Annotated in this window: 13 protein-coding genes; 4 read left to right on the forward strand and 9 right to left on the reverse strand. The window is 58.6% G+C overall.

Annotation, left to right across the window (positions count from 1 at the left end; genetic code table 11):
* Positions 1-28: 28 nt before the first annotated feature.
* The 5 genes from VGL38_06740 to VGL38_06760 form a co-directional block, all read right to left on the reverse strand.
* Positions 29-808, reverse strand: a complete 780-nt coding sequence (locus VGL38_06740; GenBank protein ID HEY3295116.1) for a dienelactone hydrolase family protein — start codon at positions 806-808, stop codon at positions 29-31.
* Between the two features lie 163 nt (positions 809-971).
* Positions 972-1,484, reverse strand: coding sequence for an inorganic diphosphatase (locus VGL38_06745; GenBank protein ID HEY3295117.1), 513 nt, complete (start codon positions 1,482-1,484; stop codon positions 972-974).
* 1 nt (position 1,485) lies between these two features.
* On the reverse strand, positions 1,486-1,779 hold the full coding sequence (locus VGL38_06750; protein HEY3295118.1) for a hypothetical protein: 294 nt from the start codon (positions 1,777-1,779) through the stop codon (positions 1,486-1,488).
* Between the two features lie 163 nt (positions 1,780-1,942).
* Positions 1,943-3,088 (reverse strand): Fic family protein, encoded by a 1,146-nt coding sequence (locus VGL38_06755; GenBank protein HEY3295119.1) that lies wholly within the window; start codon positions 3,086-3,088, stop codon positions 1,943-1,945.
* A 213-nt stretch (positions 3,089-3,301) separates the two neighbouring features.
* Positions 3,302-4,384 carry a hypothetical protein gene (locus VGL38_06760; GenBank protein HEY3295120.1) on the reverse strand — a complete coding sequence of 361 codons (1,083 nt, stop codon included), beginning with the start codon at positions 4,382-4,384 and terminating at the stop codon, positions 3,302-3,304.
* 175 nt (positions 4,385-4,559) lie between these two features.
* Between VGL38_06760 and VGL38_06765 the strand changes: the two genes are divergently transcribed.
* From VGL38_06765 to VGL38_06775, 3 genes are all read left to right on the forward strand, one after another.
* The gene (locus VGL38_06765) at positions 4,560-5,834 is read left to right on the forward strand and encodes an SO_0444 family Cu/Zn efflux transporter (protein HEY3295121.1); all 1,275 of its coding nucleotides are present in this window, start codon (positions 4,560-4,562) and stop codon (positions 5,832-5,834) included.
* 37 nt (positions 5,835-5,871) lie between these two features.
* A complete protein-coding gene (locus VGL38_06770; GenBank protein HEY3295122.1) occupies positions 5,872-7,314 on the forward strand; it encodes a T9SS type A sorting domain-containing protein in 1,443 nt (480 codons plus the stop codon).
* A 75-nt stretch (positions 7,315-7,389) separates the two neighbouring features.
* On the forward strand, positions 7,390-8,439 hold the full coding sequence (locus VGL38_06775; protein ID HEY3295123.1) for an ion channel: 1,050 nt from the start codon (positions 7,390-7,392) through the stop codon (positions 8,437-8,439).
* 91 nt (positions 8,440-8,530) lie between these two features.
* Here VGL38_06775 and VGL38_06780 read toward each other — a convergent pair whose 3' ends face one another.
* A complete protein-coding gene (locus tag VGL38_06780) occupies positions 8,531-9,976 on the reverse strand; it encodes a glycosyltransferase (protein HEY3295124.1) in 1,446 nt (481 codons plus the stop codon).
* A gap of 100 nt (positions 9,977-10,076) precedes the next feature.
* Between VGL38_06780 and VGL38_06785 the strand changes: the two genes are divergently transcribed.
* On the forward strand, positions 10,077-12,488 hold the full coding sequence (locus tag VGL38_06785) for a patatin-like phospholipase family protein (protein ID HEY3295125.1): 2,412 nt from the start codon (positions 10,077-10,079) through the stop codon (positions 12,486-12,488).
* Positions 12,489-12,554: 66 nt separating this feature from the next.
* On the opposite strand, the gene VGL38_06790 is transcribed toward VGL38_06785, so the two are convergent.
* The 3 genes from VGL38_06790 to VGL38_06800 form a co-directional block, all read right to left on the reverse strand.
* The gene (locus tag VGL38_06790; GenBank protein ID HEY3295126.1) at positions 12,555-13,073 is read right to left on the reverse strand and encodes a DinB family protein; all 519 of its coding nucleotides are present in this window, start codon (positions 13,071-13,073) and stop codon (positions 12,555-12,557) included.
* A gap of 410 nt (positions 13,074-13,483) precedes the next feature.
* Positions 13,484-15,427, reverse strand: coding sequence for a YCF48-related protein (locus VGL38_06795; GenBank protein HEY3295127.1), 1,944 nt, complete (start codon positions 15,425-15,427; stop codon positions 13,484-13,486).
* 166 nt (positions 15,428-15,593) lie between these two features.
* Positions 15,594-17,693, reverse strand: coding sequence for a YCF48-related protein (locus VGL38_06800; GenBank protein HEY3295128.1), 2,100 nt, complete (start codon positions 17,691-17,693; stop codon positions 15,594-15,596).
* Between the last annotated feature and the right edge of the window lie 25 nt (positions 17,694-17,718).

Genomic DNA, 17,718 nt, shown 5'->3' on the forward strand with positions numbered 1-17,718 from the left:
GGCGGCACGGCTCGTATCCGCCGTACCGCTATTTGAAAAGTTCGTTGAAAAACGTCTGCATCGCTTCCCATGACCGCCGGTCCGCCAGTGCGTTATAGGAATACCCGCCCGATTTGGGGCCGGTCGCCGCCGGATTGGTAAAGCCGTGTACCGCGTCGCCGTAGACGTTGATCTGGTAATCCACCTTCGCCTTGCGCATTTCGTCTTCGAAGGCGGTAATGTCTTCGGGCTTGACACTCTGATCGTCGGCCCCCGTACAGATCAAAACTTTGCCCTTGATGTTCTTGGCATCATCTGCTGTGGGAGTGGACAGATTGCCGTGGAATGTCACTACTCCTGCAAGATCCGCGCCGCTGCGGGCCAGCTCAAGGGCGGCCGTCCCGCCGAAGCAATAGCCGATCGCCGCGATCCGCCGCGTGTCCACTAAGGGATGATTTTTCAGAACTTCCAGCCCAGCTTGTGCCCGCTGCCGCATCAATGGCCGATTGGTGTAAAAAGCTCGGGCTCGGGTCTGGGCATCCTGCGGTGTCTTGGCCGTGACTCCTTTGCCGTACATATCCAGAGCAAAGGCCACATATCCTTGCCCCGCCAACTGTTCGGCGCGGTGCTTGGGATAGTCTACCAAGCCCCACCATTCATGACACACCAGCACCCCCGGACGCTTGCCCGCCACCGAGTCATCATACGCCAGATAGCCTTCGAGCACCGTGTCGCCATCCTTGTACTGCACCGTCTCGGTCTTGACTTTGGCCAAGCCAGTCCCCGCCGCCCCCGACAGTGCCACTAAAATCAGCAGCAGATTCCGCATGATAAACCTCATAAATATGAAAATAGGACATAGGGAATTTGAATTAGAAAAGCGAATCCCTTGGTCCCCGTTGATGCGGGCAAGGGGCTTTCAGCCCCTTGTCTCTGACCTTCCCCCTTTGAAAAAGGGGGAATATGAAGGGGGTTCTGCTTTCAGACGTTATTTACTTCGCTGCGGTGATGCAGTCGGAAATAATTTTCTCCGCCACCCACCGGTCCTGCCATCCCATCGTACGCACGGATTTCCCTTCGAGTTCCTTGTAGATCCGGAAAAAATGATCCATTGCGCGCAGGAAATGTGGAGGAATATGCGACAGACTCTGGTAAGTTTCGTAGCTTGGATCGGTGGTGGGCACGGCGAGAATCTTCTCATCCACGCCCTTCTCATCTTCCATCACCAGTACGCCGAGGGGGCGGCAGGAAATCAGACAGCCGGGAAAGCTCGGCTCTTCCATCAGCACTAAAATATCCAGCGGATCGCCGTCCGCTGCCAGAGTGCTGGGGATAAACCCGTAGTCTCCCGGATAGTGCATCGGCGAAAACAGCGGGCGGTCCAGCCGCATTACGCCCAGGTCATGGTCCAGTTCATACTTGTTGCTGCTGTTCTTGGGAATCTCGACCACGGCCCAGACATCCACGGGCGGGTTCTTCCCCGGAGGCAAATGCAAATAGTCCATATCAGAGCATCTCCGCCATATCCAGCAGAATGCGGTCCACTTCCATATTGCCCACCAGCGGATAGGCATTTGGCGCCAATCCCGCGCGGCGCAGCAGCAAGGTAATCTCCGCGAGCTGGTCCGCGTCGTCCAGATCCACAATGAAAACCATGCCTACGCGGTCGGCGTAAAAATAGTGCACGTCGCAGCGGTAACGCTTGGCAATCAGCTTCGCCACCTGGCTGCGCAGCGGCATTTCGCGCTCGATGTCGATGGTCTCTTCCACCGGACGCTTGGAATCAATCAGATACTTCATAGTTCAGTCTTGGTAAAGTTGGCCAATCGGATTCTTTATTTTGGCTTTTTAGTTTTTTGGCTTTTCGGATTTTGATCGCGCTCACTGCCCGCAGCACCCCAGCCAGCACAGCATCACGCCAAGGAACGTAAGGGAGGGGAGAGTCATCATCCCATCGTCTCCCTCAAGGCATGTCCGCAGTGAAAGCATCCATCAGTTCTTGGGCTACGAAGATCTGTCCGCGCTTCTGTTCCGGATGGAGGGGAACCAGTACCCTCTTCTCCTCAAGCTGCATAATGGCGTGCTTGGCAGAGGTGTATCCGGCGTTGAGCAGTTCGGCTGCGCGGGAAACCGTAATGTACGGATTGTGGAGTAAGTGATCGAGCAGCCGCAGCGAGGGAGCGGACAAACCCAGCTTGCGGTAGCGATCATATAGCGCAAGCACGGTTTCCGAACGCCGGATAGCATCCGCTGCTTGATCGGCGACACCGTCCAGGAAGAACAAAAGCCACGGCTCCCATTTACCTGTCTGGGTGACGCCGAACAATTGGTCGTAATAGTCGTTCCGGTGCTTTTCGAAATAAGCGCTCAAATAAAGCAGAGGATTGCTCAGACATTTCCGTTCCAATGCAAGAACGATAACCAGTAATCTTCCCACCCGGCCATTGCCATCCAGAAAAGGATGGACGGTTTCAAACTGGTAGTGAAGGAGTGCGCTTTCGATCAGTGGGGGTATCTGCTCCTGCTCAGGTCTATGGAGAAACTTCTCCATATCATCCAGTGCAACGGTCATTTCTGGCACGGGGGGCGGAACGAATCGGGCATCAGACGGTGTCCTGCCACCGATCCAGTTCTGCGACGTCCGAAACTCCCCCGGCGTCATGTTCTGACCCCGGACGCCTTGCATAAGTATACCGTGAAGTTCTCGAATGAAGCGGAGGCTCAGAGGCAAGGTTTGGCGACGTGCCACCGCATAATCCAACGCCTTAACGTAGTTCTGGACTTCCTGAATGTCTTCCGGTCGCGGACTGCTTTTGGCGTCTATCTCAAACAGATAAAGATCCGGCTGCGTGGATTGCGTTCCCTCTATCCGGGAACTCAAAACGGCTTCGCGCCGCACGTACGCACCCGAAAGGAGATACGGATTGGGGAGAAGACGACACAATCCTTCGAGATTCCCCACTTTCTGCACCGCAGCATTCAGTGCCCACACGATGTCATTGGTGTATTCCACTCGGCGGGGCATTGGCGGAGGGACAAAAGCCCAATACCCTGTGGGATGACGCACCAAGTGCGAACGCCTGTTTTCTGAAAGATCGTGCGGATTCAACTCGCCTGCCCTCCGCCAGTATGGAATTTGGTTTGAATCGCGGCTCTTTGATGCGCTTATTCTCGCCAACTAAAATAAGAAAATTCTTTATTACAAAAAAGAGGCAAATTCAAAAATAAGCACTTCATATTACCTTTGTCTGCATCAAAATTTTCAGATGTGTGAGTGGCTTGTAGGGTAACAATATGTGATAGATATGCTTACATTTGACAGTCACGTTTTCGTCTCCACCAGCCTCTCCAACCTGTAACTCTCCTTGTTCATCAAAAAGCTCTTCATCGCCGCTTGGCCGCGCAGCATCCCACCGCGCATCCGTGCAGGATCGAAACTGCGGGAGTTCTCCGGCATCGCCAGCACATCTTCGCGGGTCGGGCTGATCACATAAATGGCCACTTTCCCATATTTTTCATGCAAGGCGGCAAATTCCTTGATCAGTACCGGATCGCTGCAACTCATTACCCGCGCCGTCAGATCGGCCAGCCGATTGTAGAAGAGCGCGTTGGAGAAATCCTCCTCATCGGTGTGGTCCAGCATAATGTCCAAGGTGCGCGAGGTCACCACGGGCAGGGTCGCATACCGCTTGCCCGTCTGGCGGTGATCGGGAAACGGACTACAACGATAAACGTGCAACTCTTGTGGCCGGCCGGGCTCTGCGGCGCGCAGCTCCCGGAAACGGTTGAACACTCCTTTGAGCGGGGTAATATCCATCACACCGCCATCGACCAAGGCCGCCACAGGCGGAAAGGCAATGGGAATAGCGGTCGAGGCGACAATAGTCTCTGCCCAATTGGCATTGTTCCCGAGGGAGATTTCTTCAAATACTCCGGTTTCAAGGTGTACCACTCCCACGCAGACCGATGGATGCCACTTCTTCCCCGCCAGCTCCCGCTTTACCAGTTCCATCAGAGGCCGTGTGTCGTAGACAGATGGCTTCTTTTCAAGCAGTGCTATAATCGCCTGCTTGGCTTCCCGTGGGATAGGCATCAGGGAAATGGGACCCTTCAGCAGCCAGGAGGATAGCTTGGAGGCGGACCACGGTGTGTAAATCGCCTCGTTGCCCGAAAGGCTGCTGAAAATCTGGCCCAGGCGGCGAGCATTCTCCCGCTGGACGTCAAGCGGCGGAATGGTGCCATTATCGGACGCCATCAGCCGCGACAAAATGAGCGCTGAAACCGAGACTCCAAAGCCGCCATCGTATGCGGGCTGATTCTGCTCAAAGTATTCAAGCAAGGCCCCTACAGGAAAGCAGCCCCAGGAACCGCCGCCCTGTCCGGCTAAAAGCAGGTGTGGTTTCATCTTGCAGAAATTTGCGGTTGTGAATTGGGAATGACCCATGTTACCGCATATTTTTCACATAATCAATAATTCAGGCGAACAAAGACAAAGCGGCCACTAAGCGCAGCTTGAAAATCGGATACGGAATGCGTATCTTAAGTGATTACAGGATGAATGATAAGGAAGGTCCGGCGGGATGATGGATTTGATCTGGCGGTTCTTATCGGAAATGCTCACACTTCTCGGTGAGATGGCTCCTTACTTGACGCTCGGATTCATCTTTGCCGGGCTGCTGCACGTTTTCGTGCCCAAAAATGCGGTTGCGCGGCACCTTGGGGGAGAAACCGCCGGTTCGGCCGTGCGCGGTGCGCTCATGGGCATTCCTCTCCCGTTGTGTTCGTGCGGTACCGTCCCCACGGCTATGGGCTTGCGCAAGCGCGGAGCCAGCCGTGCATCGGTGGTGTCGTTCCTGATTTCTACTCCACAGACGGGACTTGATGCCATTCTCGCAACCTACGGCTTTTTCGGATGGCTGTTTGCCATCTTCCGGCCCGTGGCAGCCTTCATCAGCGGAGTGCTCGGCGGCATTGCGACCCGGCTCTTCACTCGCGGATCGGCAGCCGAAGATGATCATTGGATGACCTACCATGTACGGGCCGAAGATGCTTTGGAAGAGAACGGCGGCCGTTCCATCGGGCAGAGGTTGGCAGGCGGAATGAACTTCGCCTTCCGGGAACTGCTGGGCGACATCGCTCTGTGGCTGGTGGTCGGTCTCGCCGTCGCGGCGGCCATGGCCTTAATCGTGCCGGACGATTTCTTCGCGCGCAAGGTTCAGGGTGAACTGCCGCAGATGCTGATGATGATCGCCCTGAGCGTTCCGCTCTATGTCTGTTCCACGGGCAGCATTCCCATTGCCGCCGTGCTTATTGCCAAGGGAATTTCGCCGGGAGCAGCCTTCGTGTTTCTGATGTGCGGTCCGGCTTCCAATGCGGGCACGCTCGTGATCATTGGCCGCGTGATGGGTGGCCGGGTGCTGTCGCTGTACCTCGGCTCCATTACGATCACGGCTGTCGCTATGGGGTTTATCCTGAATGGAGTGATTGCGCAGACGGGCTGGGCCGTAGCCGCGCCGATGACGCATGATCATTCCATGCTCCCTGCTTGGCTCACCTATGGCACATCGCTGCTTTTGGCGGCACTTATGGTCTGGCATTTTGTGGAGTGGTTTCGGATAAAATTCAGCGGAAGAAACATTATGACGTCCAACGGCAAAGGCTTCGATCTGACTGTGGAAGGCATGAACTGTTCGCACTGTGTCCGCACCGTCACCGAGACACTGAAGAGCGTCCCCGGCGTGAATGTGGTGAACGTCACTCTCGAAAACGGCCTCGCCCACGTTGAAGGCGAGAACCTCGACCGCGCCACTCTTGCCAACGCCGTTACCGGAGTCGGTTACAAAGTCAAAAGTTAAGAAGCACCTTCCCGACGGAATAACACCGGAGCCGCCGATGAAATGGTTCTGTCTGTTTTCACTGATGGCACTTTCCACGATGTGCGTTGCCCAGCCTGACACCCTCTGGTCGAGAACTTACGGCGGCAGCGGCGATGAATATGCGGCAGGCATCGTCGCACTCTCCAATGGCACCTTCGCGGTTTCTGCCACCACCAATTCCTTCGGCGTCGTCGGCATGGATTTCTACGTGGTGTGCGTCAACGGCGGCGGAGACACGCTCTGGACACGGACGTTCGGCAGGGGAACCGGCGACGACTGGTGCACGGGGATGGCGAAGACAAATAACGATGAGATTATCGCTTCCGGATACGGGCTCCGGAGTGGCGGCACGGAACAGGCGATGCGCGAAGTCCGTTACGATCTTTCGGGAACGCTCATAGAGTGGGTCGAAGACTACTCGCCGGGAGCGGATATGATCGGGTATGGCATCTGCATGAATGCTCTTGGTCACAGTGTGTGCGCCGGATACTGGACGGATACCCCGGAGCAGGGAAGGGTTACGGTTCTCGAGCGCGACTCCCAGCACACCGGCTTCAGCCTGTATGCCCAGTGCGGCTATTTCAGCGATGCGCGTTCGATTCAGCCCACTCGTGACGGCGGTTACATTTTGGCCGGATCCACCCGGGCAACCGCCAATGCCCATTCCGATTATCTGCTGATGCGCCTGAACAGTCTTGGCGACACCGTGTGGACTCGCACCTTCGGCGGCAGTGCCACGGAGGATATTGCCAATTCCGTCGTGCAAACTTCTGACGGCGGCTTTGCCTTCACCGGACCTTCCGAATCTTACGGTCCGGGCGGTGACGTCGTGCTCATCAAAACGGACACCCTTGGCCGCCAGCAATGGCTGCACACCTACGGCGGCAGCGATGAAGAGCACGGCCACGTGGTTCTGGCCACTCATGACGGCGGATTCTTTCTTGCCGGGCACACGAATTCCTTCGGAGTGGGCGGAGATGTTTACGTTGTCAAGACCGACGGTGACGGCAATCTGCTCTGGTCGCGTTCCTGGGGCGGTGCCGGCCTCGACGTCGCCGAGAGCGCCGTGGAACTGCCTGATGGCGGTTTCCTCGTCGCGGGTGAGACCACATCCTTCGGCGCGGGCGATGCCAACATTTGGCTGCTGCGGATTGCCTCGGATCTGGCCTCGGATCAGCCATCGGTCGCAAGCCCCGGCGAGTTTTTCCTCGCGCAAAATTATCCGAATCCCTTCAATGCCGTAACGGACATCCGCTTTGAGCTTCCGCATGCTGGTCGCGCGACCTTAAGTGTCTATGACGTTCTGGGGCGGGAAACGGCGACACTGCTCGACGGGCAACTGCCCGGAGGCCCGCACACCGTTCACCTCGATGCCTCCGGCTGGCCGTCCGGCGTCTACTTCTGCCGCCTGTCGGCGGGCCAGAGCACAGGCGTTCGCAAGCTCATGCTCCTGAAGTAAGCCTGCTTTTTCGTAATCGATTCTTCCGCATCATGGCGGCAGGGCCATCGCTGCCGTTTACAATAAACTATATTTATGACCACTCCCTCGTCTCCCGAATCCCATGCGTCGCGGCCACAGGTTCCGCTGGACCCCGGTCTGTCGCAGACCTATTACGGCGACATCCGCCGCATTATCAATAAAGACGGAACCTTCAATGTCCGCCGCTCGCAGACCGGCACGCGGCTGCACACGCTGCATATCTATCAATATCTGATCGGCCTGTCATGGTCTCGGTTTATGTTGATTGTGGTGGCGGGCTACTTCGTCGTCAACACGTTTTACGCGCTGGTGTACCTGCTCATCGGGATTGGCCATCTGACCGGAGCCGATGGCGCTTCGGGCATCTCGTCCTTTTTCAGCGCGTTCTTTTTCAGCGCCGAAACCTTCACCACGGTCGGCTACGGCAATATTGCGCCGCAGGGATTTCTGACCAATCTTGTGGCGTCGCTCGAAGCGGCATCCGGGTTGATGGCCTTTGCGCTGGCGGCGGCGCTGTTCTACGGACGCTTTTCCCGGCCTCATGCCAAGCTGGTCTACAGTGAATGGGCCATCGTCGCGCCGTATCAGGGCCGCACCGGCCTCGAATTCCGCATCGTCAATTCGCGCCGCAACCTGCTGATGGAACTGCAGGCCCGCGTGCTGCTGATGACCGTGGAAAAAGCCGATAGCGGACTCAAACGCGTCTACCGCCTGCTGGATCTGGAACGTCCGTCCGTAGAATTTCTGCCGCTCACCTGGACCATCGTGCACCCCATCGATGAGACCAGCCCGCTGCGCGGTGCCACGCCCGAAACTCTGGCCGCGCTCAAGGCGGAAATCCTGATTCTGATTCGCGGCTTTGATGACACCTTCAACCAGTGGGTTCACTCGCGCTATTCCTACCGCTACGATGAGATCGTGTGGGGCGCGCGCTTCCTGCCCGCCTTCCGTGTCGATGCCCGCGGCGACACCATCGTGGACATCGATCTGGTGTCCCGCGTGGAAGCCGCCATCCTTCCCACAGAGGAGAACATGCAGGCTTCAGACGGCAAAGTTGGTAACGAGGAAGAGGACGGCAGAGTGGAGATAGACAAAAGGAAATGAGTGGCGCCTGTCGTGCCGGTGGACCCCGGCACACAAAAAAGGAGCGCAGCTCGCGCCGCGCTCCCTTTCAGCCTTTCAGATTTTCAGCGTTTCAGCCTTTTGCATTCAGCTTCTTCCGCCGCTTCAACGCATGCATCCGCGCCAGAGTCTTGTTGCCGATCTTCATTTCCGGATCACGGGTGACGTCCGTGTTGTCCCCGTGGCGGCGGTAGCGGTAGCAGATCTCATGCACCCGGCCCACTTCATACTTTTCACCGCACTTCAGCACCAGGTCGTAGTCCTCGCCGTAGCCGCCCAACTCTTTCTCATCGAAGCCGCCGAACTCTAAGATCACGCTGCGGTGCCACGTGCGCGGCGCGCCCGCCCCATCTACCCGCAGGATATTGTTGCGGTTGTATTCCAGATGCTTGATGATCCCGAACTCCGGCAGTGACGTGCCGCCTTCGTCCATCAACTCGTAATACGCAATCGCCACGCCCCAGTTGGGATGGGCTTCCAATCCTGCGGTCATGTGCTCTAAGGTGCGCGGCAGATATTCGTCGTCGCTGTCGAGCTGCGAGATGTATTTCCCCTTCGCCGCGCGCACTCCGATGTTCAGCGAGAGCGCGATAATGTTCACGTTGTTCTCGATCAGCCGCACCCGGCTGTCTTTCGCCGCGTAGCTTCGTACCACCTCGCGCGTGTCATCGGTCGATCCGTTATCCACGATAAGGTATTCCCAGTCGTCAATCGTCTGCCCTTGTACGGACTCGATTGCTTTCCCGATAAACCGTCCGCGATTGTACACCGGCGTCACCACACTCACCAGCGGGCAAGGGGGATGGAGTTCGGAGCGGCGGGAAGGCGTCGCCGTCCGCTCGTCTTCCAGCCACACGTTTTCGCGCTTCAGGAAATTATAGAAAACATTCTCGGTGTGGCGCTCATCTTCCGGGTCCATGAACAGATACGAGAATCCGCCCAGCTTGCCGCGCCCGGGAAAGAACAGCTTGTCTTTTAAAGCGGAGGCACCGCTATCCGCTTGCGGTGCGGGAATCAGCGCCAGCGGCCCTCCGACGTGCACGCGCCGTCCCTCACCCCAACTCTTCAGCAGCAGATCATAGAAGGCTGCACGGTGATTTCGCTCGTCAAGGCCGCCCAGCCCATTCAACCACTCCACACGCACGGCCCACACCGGACCCCAGTCTTCGCGCTCGGTAATATCCCCGATGTCCCGGCGTACCGTTTGCAGCTTCTGACAGTCGTCGTCCTGCAGGTGGTAATCTCCGTAGAAGAAGACTCCCTCCGGATTCTGCCGCGCCACGCCCAGCAGCCGCTCTTTCCACGCCGCATCCAGCGTCTCCGTGTCCGGCGGCAGCGTCAACAGCAACCCGTCCCCTGCGGCACGCGCCGCCGCGTTCAGGCACTGAGCAAAATTCTTGGGATCGGCGGCCAGCGTCTGCCCATGCGCCGGATTGAGAAATCGTACGATAGGGGGGAGGGTGTCCGCGTCGAGCAGTACGGGCTTTCCCTCAAAGGTGGTCCAGCAGGTGAGTTTCATATCGGTGGGTTCGTTTAGACATGCAACGTCCGGTCCTGCCGGGCGTTTGCGAGTCGTGATCGATGGCGCTTGCCGCCAACACGCATATCAGAAAAGCAGAATGACTCTTTCCAAATACCTATTCCTGATCTTTGCCGCTGTGCTGCTGTCCGGCACGGCGCGCGCCGAGACCGTGGCCCTCGCTCTCTCCGGAGGCGGCGCCCGCGGCTTTGCCGCCATCGGTGTGCTGCAGGCGCTCGAAGAGGAGCATCTGGAGCCCGACCTGATTGTCGGCACCTCCATCGGCGCGGTGCTCGGCGGACTCTACGCGGCCGGCTATTCGGCCACGGAACTCCGCACCATCGCGCTCAATACCGAGTGGAACAAGATTTTTCTCGACCGCCCCTCGCGGCGCAACCTGTTTCTCGCGCAGAAGGAGACGGTCTCCCGCCATATTCTCAGTGTGCGCTTCCGCGGCTGGTCTCTCGATGTCCCCACGTCGCTCACCAGTGGCCAGAAGCTTTCCGAGCTGCTGTTCGAACTGGTGCATCGTGCGCCCTATCAGCCGTGGCCGAGCTTCGATGACCTGCGGATTCCCTTCCGCGCCGTGGCCACCGACCTCATCTCCGGCAAGCCCATCGTATTCAAGAGCGGTGACCTCGCCGAGGCCATGCGCGCCTCCATTTCCATGCCGCTGGTTTTCGCGCCTTACCGCATGGACACACTGCTGATGGTTGACGGCGGCGTGGCGGAAAATATTCCGGTGAATACCGCCCGCGAGCAGGGCGCGGATGTCGTCGTGGCGGTGGACATGTCGGCCACGCCTGCCACCGATGAGAACCTGACGCTGCCCTGGGAATTGGTAGGCCGCGTGACGACCATCATGCAAAGCGAACGCCGCGATGCCTCGGTCTCCCGCGCGGACGTCGTGATTGCCCCCGATCTGGATGAACACCACTCCACCGATTTCAGTGACATTCCGATTCTGATCTCGGCAGGTTATCTGGCGGCCAAGGCGCAGATGCCCTTGCTGCGTACCAAGTTCCACCGTGCCGATTCCTCCGCGGCGGCCTGCGCCAGTTCATTCTGCTCGCGCGCGCGTTACCGGGATTTCAAACAGACCCTGAACTGCAACAGTCTGCCGCCTGCCGGCTACGTGTTCACCGGTGTGAATCACATGCCGGACTCTACCATCAACGATCTGCCGCCGGGCAAAGATGGACTGAAGAAGCTGGTGTGGCTGCGGCAGGCCTATCTGGATGTGGGACGCACCCTCGCTCACGCGACGCGTCTCGATGTCACCCCCGATCATAAACTGAGCAGCCATTGGGAAGAAGGCCACATCCGCCAGATTACGGTGGAAGGGCTTCACCGCCACCGGGAGTCCAGCCTGCTGCGCGAGTTCCCGCTCACCCAAGGGGACGTGTTCAATCTGCGCTGGGCCAAACGCGGCCTAAATCAGATTTACGGCAGCGACCTCTATGAGTCGGTCAACCTTGCGGTGCAGTCCTCGGACAGCGGCGCGGCGCTGAAGCTGCGCGTGGTGGAACGGCCCTCGCCGCAGCTTCGCTTCGGAGCGGGCTATTCCCTCGAGCGGCGGGGACGCGCCTTTGTCGAATTCCTTAATGACAATACGCTGGATATCGGGGCGCGGCTGGCGGTGTTCGGAAAATACGGGGAGAAAGATGAGGAAGCGCGCCTGGGGTTGACCTTCGACCGCATCCCCTTCAGCACGCCGCTGGACGATTTCCTGCAGAGCTACACCACGATCGATTTGCGCAGCGGGTGGAGCCGCTCCGAATTCAATCTCTACCGGCAGCATCACTCCGTCGGAGACTACTTCTTTGAGCGCAGTTCCGCCGAACTCTGGGTGGGACGCGCCTTCCGCCGCTGGGCCGAAGTATCATGGGGATTGCGCCACGAAAGCGTGCTTTCCGGCGGCATGCTCTCCCCGTCGCGGGATCAGACCACCTATCTTGGCGTGCGCACTCTGGTGGACACGCAGGACAGCTATCCGTTTCCGTCCAGTGGACTGGCTTTCAACGGCTCTTACGAGTATGGCTTGCGCTCCCGCTCCACCGACCGCTTCTTCAACCGCGTCATGGCCCGCGCCGACGGCTACATCCCGCTGACCAAGCGGCTGGTAGTGCATGGCCGCGGCGATTATGCATGGAATGACCGCATCATGCCGCCGTGGGCGCTCTTCCCATTGGGAGGAGAAGGCAGCCTGCTGGGGCTTCACACTGCCGAATATCTGGGCAATGTGCGAACCTCGCTGCTCGGTGAGGTTCGCTATGACCTCATTTCCCGCTGGATGGCCGACGCCTATCTCTCGGCCACCTACACTGTCGGCGCCGTCTCTGCGGCCTCCGATCCTCTGCCGCGCGCTGATGAATACCAACATGGCATCGGCGTCTCTTTCAGCCTGTCTACCCTGCTTGGCCCGATGCGCTTTACCGCCTCCCGCCTCATCAGCACCCGCCTTGCCCCCGACCAGACCGTCTTCTACCTTAACTTAGGCCACGAGTTTTAAGAAAACGCTGAAACGCTGAAAATCTGAAATGCTGAGATTCAGCACCCCCTTCTGATTCCCCCTTTTTCAAAGGGGGAAGGCAATCGGGTCTCCCCCCTTAGGATAAGGGGGGACTAAGGGGGGTAGCTTTTCAGCTTTTATCTTTTCCGCCCATTCTTCCACCTGCCCACGATGGTGCTCGTAATGCTCGGGCACAGTGGACAGCAGCCACTCCGGCAACTCTCCATTCCGATACAGCTTTTCATCGGGTACGCGGCGCACCGCTTCAATCACCGTACTGTGGGTGATGCGCAGTTCGCTTAGCACCCGCTTCAGCGGTGTGACGCGCAGTTTCTCCACCGCCGCCGCATTGCTCGCGTCAACATCGCGGTAGGGAGTCCAATCGAAGCTCTCGCCCTGATTCATCTGCTCGAGCGCCCGAACCACCAGGCCGTCCCACAAAACCAGATGTGCGGCCAGATCCTTGAAAGACCATTTGCCCTCGGCCATCGGCTGTTCCATCTGCTCCGGCCAGATCCCCTTAGTCGGTGTCATCAGCCGCTCAAAAGCGATTTCCGTGGATGTAATGTATTCTTCACGGGTCATAATAGGCGTTTCACCAATTTCTTTAATGATCTTGGGTACTATTGAGGTCAGATAGTTCCCACACGAGCACAAACCAAGAAAGGGCACCCGATAGGGTCGCCCTTTCGCCATTTCTCGGCACGCCGAAGGCGACATGGGTCAAGGGCTCAGCCCTTGAGCAAAGAAGGCTCGTCAAACAGTGCTGACAAGCCTTCGGGGCTGGTGTGTCCGTCCACTTAGCTAAGTGGCGGACCTCCGTGGCCATGAACTCATGGGACCACCTCCTCTCGGTTTCTGAAACCGACACCTGCCTTCGTAGCGGGCAGGTGTGAATAGTATACAAAACCGTAAGTCTAAAAGCAAGTACTTTCTGGATGCCGAGGTAGATTATTCGAGTGGGTTTTGCACTGATTTGCACCCACTCTATCTTGCTACCGGTTCGTCACCGCAGTTGGTGCCTCTTGGGAGAGGATCGTCCCCTTCTCGCCCACTACCCAGCCTCTGTCCGGAGCGGTAAAGTAGGCACCATTTAGCTCATTCCTGGTGCCGCTTTCCATCGTGTTCCAGGTAATTCCGGCATCCGCCGTGTACAGGATAGCCCCGTCGGAGCCAATAGCCCAGCCCACCTCGCGGCTTGGAAAAACAACCTTGTTCAGCGGCAGGGTCGTGCTGCTTTCCACCGCCAGCCAGTGATCGCCACCGTCTGTAGTGCGGACAATCAAACCATTGTAGCCTACGACATAACCGTGATTTGCGTCACTGAAAGTGACATCCTGCGGGCTGTGCAGGCCGCCGAAAGACTTCGGCTGCCAACTCTCGCCACCGTTGGTCGTGCGGAGCATGACGGGAGTGCCGTAATACGAATAGTCACTCCCCGTGTAACCGATCGCCCAGCCGTTGGTGGGACTGGCAAAATACACTGCCTGAAAATTCGTTGTGCCGCCGGTATTCTGAATGACCCACGTCTGCCCGCCATCCGACGTGTGCAGCATCGCCCCGTAATAACCGGCGGCCCACCCGGTTCGGCTGTCCAAAAACTGCACGTCGCTCAAATAGCCTATGCCGCCGAAGACCTGTTCGGTCCAACTGGCCCCGCCATCTTCCGTGCGCAGAATCGTCGCCGAGTAATTTGAAGTACCGCCGACCGCAAAGCCTGCCGTGCCGCTGACAAACGCGAGGGCGTACAGGTCGGTCATCGTTCCCGCATCCTGCGCCAGCCAGTGCTGACCACCGTCCGTCGTGTGAAGGATACTTCCGCTGTCTCCTACCGCCCATCCGTTCTCGCTGCCGCTGAAGACGACGTCTCGCAAAGCCGATGTGGTCACCGTCTGAATTTGCTGCTCCATGCTGAAGCCGCCGTTGGTGGTCCGGTACACCGAGCCCCCCCAGCCCACCATCCAGCCCATATTCATGTCCAGAAAGCACATGGCGCGAGCGCCGTGGGCGAGCTGCGACCACGTCACGCCACCGTCGTTCGTCCGCCACGTACCCTCATTAAACCGGTAATATTCCGGGTACTCGTCGTATGGACCCGACGACACCCAGCCGACGTTCATGTCTTTGAATACGACCTTGGACGCATATGCATCGTAGCTGAAGCGATGCTCCACCCACGTCTGTCCGCCATCCGTCGTCGGAAAGATCCTTCCGGAACGCTGCCCGACTGTCCAACCGTGATAGGCATCCACAAAACTTACATCCGAGAGATCGTCACACGGTCCGTTGGGACGCTCCACCCACGTCTCCCCGCCGTTCGTTGTCTGCAAAATCACCCCGCATGCCATTGACCGTGTATCACGGTATCCGACGACCCAACCCAGGCTGTCGCCGACAAACGTGATCGCGTTGAGATGGGTGTTGTCCCACTGAGACACGCCCCACCAGAACGCTCCGTCCGTGGTGTGCAGAATTCGGTCACCGCTCACGGCCCATGCTTCAGCCGGTCCCCGCGCACAGACATCCTTGACGGCTTGCTTGCTGTCATGCTCGATGGTCTGACGGCTCCAGTCCCGCCCGTTGCCGGAATACAGCAACGTCCCGTTCTGTCCTGTCACCCAACCGTGATAGAGATCCGCAAAACTGACGGACACCAGGTCTTCATCCGTTCCGCTAACCTGTGGCGCCCACGTTTGCCCGCCGTCCGCCGTTTGCAGAATCGTCCCGCACGCGCCCACACCCCAGCCGTGCCGGGCATCTACAAACGTCACGTCCGTCAGATCATTCCCCTGGGGAGTGGGATTCTGCCACATCCAGGGTTGCGGCGAAAAGCGGGAGCCGCCGCCTGGAGTTGTCACACCGTCTTCTGTCGATGAACACCCCACCAGAACCATCAGCCCCGCCAGCCCCACTGCCGCAAGGAACAGAAACCGCACCATACATCACCTCTCGGTTTGTGTTGGTCAAGATACCTGCCGGACAAAACCGGCTCATTCGCATGTACTACATCGTTGTCAAGGGTACAGCGGAGTCTCCTGTTTGCGACTCGGAACTTACACACCGGAAACAGCAGCGCCGCCATCACAAGTCGATGGCGGCGCCGTTTCATTTAAGAAGCACCAGCTTAGCTGACGTGCCGAAATTCTTTCCGCTTAGCCGCGCGAAGTAGACTCCGCTCGGCAGGGTGGATGCATCAAAACTTAGATCGTGCTGACCTCTCGCGTAGAAACCATCCGCGAGCGATTGAACCAGCCGTCCTCCGACATCATACACCGCCACCGCCACGCGCCCACTAACAGGGACGTCAAAACTGAGGGTGGTCTGCGGATTGAAAGGATTAGGATACGCGCTGAGAGAATAAGACAACACCGCCGGCGTGCGTCTCCCCGAAGGCGGCGTAAAGGCGCTGCCTCCCACGGAATAGAGAATGGTCCCGTGCGCACCTACTGCCCAGATCTGATCCGGTCCTACACAGGTAACCGCCCACAGGTCATAGATGCATCCGCTGACCATGGTGGCCCACTGCTCACCCGCGTTGGTGGTATGCAAAATAGTTCCGCCGTCACCGACAATCCAGCCTTCGGTGGCGCTGCGGAAAGCCACGGCCCGAAGCTGCGTCTGCACGCCGGACGCCTGCGCCAGCCAGTGCTGTCCGGCATCGGTCGTATGGAGAATGGTGCCGCCTACGCCCACAACCCAGGCGGTGAGTGAATCCAAAAATGTGATGTCATTCAAAGTGTACGGCAAACCGGTGGGCTGCCGGGTCCAGGTAAAGCCGGTATCCACCGTGGCCAGAATCGAACCGCCATCCCCCACAGCCCAGCCCTTCCCCGTGCTCACAAAGTCCACTCCGGTGAAGGAACCCACGGAAATCACATTCTGATAGTGCCACGATCCGCCGCCGTTGGTGGTATGCATAATCGTGCTGGCATCTCCGACCGCCCAGCCATAGGTCGTATCGGCAAAATCCACATCTCTCAAAAACAGCGATTCCCCGCTGAGCACGCGTGACCACGTATCGCCGGCGGTTGTGGTATGCCAGATACCGTCCGCGCCGACCCGCCAGCCCCGCAAACTGTCCAGAAAGGTGATCCCCTGCGAATCATAGGGCGATTGGCTCGGGCGTGGATCCCATGTCTGTCCGCCGTCCGTCGTCCGCATGTACTGGCCGTTTGCACCCACCGCGCACCCCGTGGTCGCCGTGGCAAACGCGACGCCGCGCAAAGCAAAAATTTCTCCGTTGGTCTGCCGCGCCCAGGCGTTGCCACCGTCGGCCGTATGCCAGACCTGTCCGTCTGTCGTCACTCCATATCCGGACAGCGAATCGCGGAAGGCCACGCCCCAGAACGGATAGGTCGTCCCTACCGGCTGCTGAACCCAACTCGCGCCGCCGTCCGTCGTGTGCAGAATCATGCCGTCATGGCCCACGCACCATCCGGAGGTGGCCGTGGGGAGAGCAACTTCCCGCAAGGTGGACCCCGTTCCCGTGGGGACCTGTTCCCAGCCGTTACCTGCAAAACGCAGCACCAGGCCATTCCGTCCTACGGCAAGCCCGGTCGTGTCATTGTAAAACTGCACATCCGACAGCCAGCCATGAGTCCCAAAGGGCGTATAATGTGTCCAATGCGCGCCGCCATCCTCGCTGTGATACATCACCGGCGGATCGAACTGCACATAGCCGCCCACGATCCAGAGCGTCTGGTCATTGGCATACGCAATCGCTGCAAAATCGTCAGTGGTCGACAGGTCCACCGGCAGCCAGTTCTCACCGCCATCTGTGGTGTGCAGCACCGTGCCGCCATCGCCGACCACCCAGCCCACATCCGCCGTGCGGAAAGCCAGGCCGTGCAGGTCGCGCATCGTGCCGCTGGTCTGAGCATGCCAGTTCGCGCCGCCGTCACTGGTGCGCATGATCACCCCGCTGTCGCCCACCGCCCAGACGTGGTGGCTGTCTACAGCCGCCAGTCGCGTGAACATCTGCCGCTCGTGGAGCGCCATGAATGTCCAGGCCGCCCCGCCATTGGTCGTGCGCATGATTGTTCCGAAGTCGCCAACGGCCCAGCCGGTGCTGTCATCGCTGAAAGCAATGTCCCGCAAAGGGTTACCTTGAGGCAGCGGATTTTGCCACTGCCACCCTTGGCCCCAGACCAGTGACGGGACAATAACAGTAAGTGTTAACAAAACAAAGACTAAGAAACTTCTCATGTGCTCTCCATTCTGGCAGGCCGTT

It is taken from the genome of bacterium (genome assembly GCA_036504735.1).
Classification (GTDB): Bacteria; Electryoneota; RPQS01; order RPQS01; family RPQS01; genus DASXUQ01.